This is a genomic window from Streptomyces durbertensis, assembly GCF_014156695.1.
Lineage (GTDB): Bacteria > Actinomycetota > Actinomycetes > Streptomycetales > Streptomycetaceae > Streptomyces > Streptomyces durbertensis.
Window position 1 is genome coordinate 1 of record NZ_WMLF01000617.1, and the last position, 2,407, is coordinate 2,407.

Annotated in this window: 1 protein-coding gene; it reads right to left on the bottom strand. The window is 77.4% G+C overall.

Annotated features, from left to right (window positions below):
* A partial coding sequence (locus GL263_RS25120; RefSeq protein ID WP_500294577.1) for a coiled-coil domain-containing protein occupies positions 1-2,407 on the bottom strand: 2,407 nt, incomplete at both ends.

A 2,407-nucleotide genomic window follows, 5' to 3' on the forward strand; every position in this document is an offset into this window, starting at 1 on the left:
GGCCGGGCCTCAGGTGTTCCTCGACGCTGATGTACTTCAGCCCGGCCCGCAGGTCGGCGTCGTTGCGCAGCCGGATCACCAGCGGGAACTCGGCGAGGGCGGTGGTGTCGAACAGTCCGGTGGTGTAGATGAGTTGGACGCCGAGCGCGTCGGCGACGGCGCGCTGGAGCTCCAGCAGGTAGGTGGCGTTGGCGCGGCCGATGGGGTTGTCGAGGAAAAGCGTGCCGGCGTGCCGGTGGCGGTCGCGTCCCCGGTCGTTGCTGCGCAGCGCGGCCATCGTGCAGTACAGCGCGATGGCGGCCGTCAACAGCTGTCCGCCGGAGAACACGTCGCCCATCTGTCCGACCGACACCCGCTCGGCGCGCAGTACGGCGTCCGGCTTGAGGATCTCCACGGACACGCCGCGCGGCTGGAGGGCGGCGTGGACGCCGCGCAGCAGCAGCGACATGCCGTCCCGCCGCAGGTCGCCGTTCTTGCGGACGGCGGCGCGGGTGGCCTCGTCGATGACCTCGCCGAGCCGTTCGGTGAGCGTGGCCTGGTCGGGCTCCTCGAAGCGGATCCGCAGGAACTCCTGCCCCGACCACTCCCCCAGGCCCTCGGGGAGGCGGGAGAGCCGTTGCGCGGAGCGCAGGGTGGCGGTGGCGGACTCCACGAGGCCGCGCAGCCGGTCGACGATGCTGTCCCGGTTGCGTTCGAGCTGGGCGAGTTCGTCGGTGAGGACCCGCAGCCGCGGGGCGAACGCCTCGGCCCATGCGGCCGCGTGCTCGGGCAGGGCGGAGGCGGGCAGTTCGCGGATCTGCTGGCGGGCCGGGGTGCGCACCTGTTCGTAGCGGGTGGAGTTGGCGTGCCGGACGAGGACGTCGCAGGCCTCGCGGACGGCGACGTCCGCGGCGTGCAGGTCGGCGGCGCAGCCGCGCAGCGAGCGCCGCGCCTCGGCGGCCGCCGTCCGGGCCTCCGCGGGGGTGCCCGGGTAGGCGTCCGGTTCGCCGGCGGCCGGCTCCTCGCCGGGCGGCGGGTCGCGCAGCAGGTCGCGCAGTTGCGCGGCGGTCTCCTCGGAGGCGGCGGTGGCCTCGTCGGCGGCGCGGTGGGCGCGCAGCGCCTCCTCGTGGCGGGTGCGCGCGGTCTCCAGTGCCTCGGCGCGGGCGGCGAGTTCGGTGTTGGCGGCGCGGAGGAGCCGCTGTGCCTCCTCGGCGTCGGCGGGCACCTGGTCCTCGGGGAGTTCGGTGTGCGCCTGCCCGTCAGCGGGGGCGAGGCGTTCCACCTCACCGCGGAGCCGCCCGAGCCGCTCGCTGGCGGCCGACGCGCGGGTCTCCAGGAGCTGGACGAGTTCCTCGGCGCGGGCGGCGGCGGCCTGCCGGGAGGGGCCGTCGGCGCCCTCGGCGGATTCCAGGAGCTGTCCGGCGCGGGTGCGGACCTTGTTGGTGAGGCGGTCGAGTTCGGCGCGGGCGGCGGACTCGTCGCCTTCGGCGCGGGCCTGTTCTGCCCGCAGGTCGGCGCCGACGCCGACCTTCTCGTAGAGGCGGGATGCGGAGCGGTAGGCCTCGCGCAGGGCCGGCAGGGAGGAGGTGGACGGGGTGTGCTCGGCGTCCTCGTCCGGTGTGTCGTCGTCGGAGGCGCCGGCGATCTCGGCGCGTTCGGCGCGCAGGGCGCGGGCGGTGCGCCGGTTGTCGTCCGCGGAGCGCTGTGCGGTGCGGCGGTCCTCGTCGGCGGCGCGGGCGCGGTCCAGGAGGGTCGCGGCACGCTGCTGCGCCTCGGCGGCCTCCTCGGTCAGCTCCCGTACCCGGGTCTGCCAGCGGGCGCGTTCGCGCAGCCGGCCGGCGAGGCCGGCGAGCGCGTCGGAGCGGCGGCGCGCGTGCTCGGCCTCCTGCTGGCGGCGGTCGCGGAGCGCGGCGGCCTCGGCCGCGGCTTCCTGGGCCTCGGCCCGGCGGACGGCGGCCTCGTGCTGCTGGTCGACGGCGAGGTCGGCGGCCTCGGCCGCGGCGGTGGCGGCGGCGGCGAGTTCGGCGAGGCGGCCGGCGGGGCAGCCGGCCCGCCAGGCGGTGAGCCGGGCGGCCAGGGTGCGGTCGGCGGTGAGCCGGGCGGCCAGGGCGCGGATCTCCTCGTCGCGGCGGGCGGCGCGTTCGCGCAGCGCCTGCCGCTCGCCGTCGGCGGCCTGCTCGTCGTGCATCGCCGGGTTGGGCGGGACGAGGAAGACGCCGGTGTCGACGCGGCCGGTCGGCGGTGCCAGCAGTGCCGAGGCGGTGCCGACGGCGACGGCGGAGCGCGGCAGCAGGGCGGCCTCGGCGAGCGCCTCGCGGGCCCGGGCGTGACTGGACTCGTCGGTGATGACCACACCGTCGACGAGTTCGGGGCGGGCGGCGAGCACGGCGGCGTGGTCGGCGGGGTCGACGGCCTGTGCGAGGTAGCG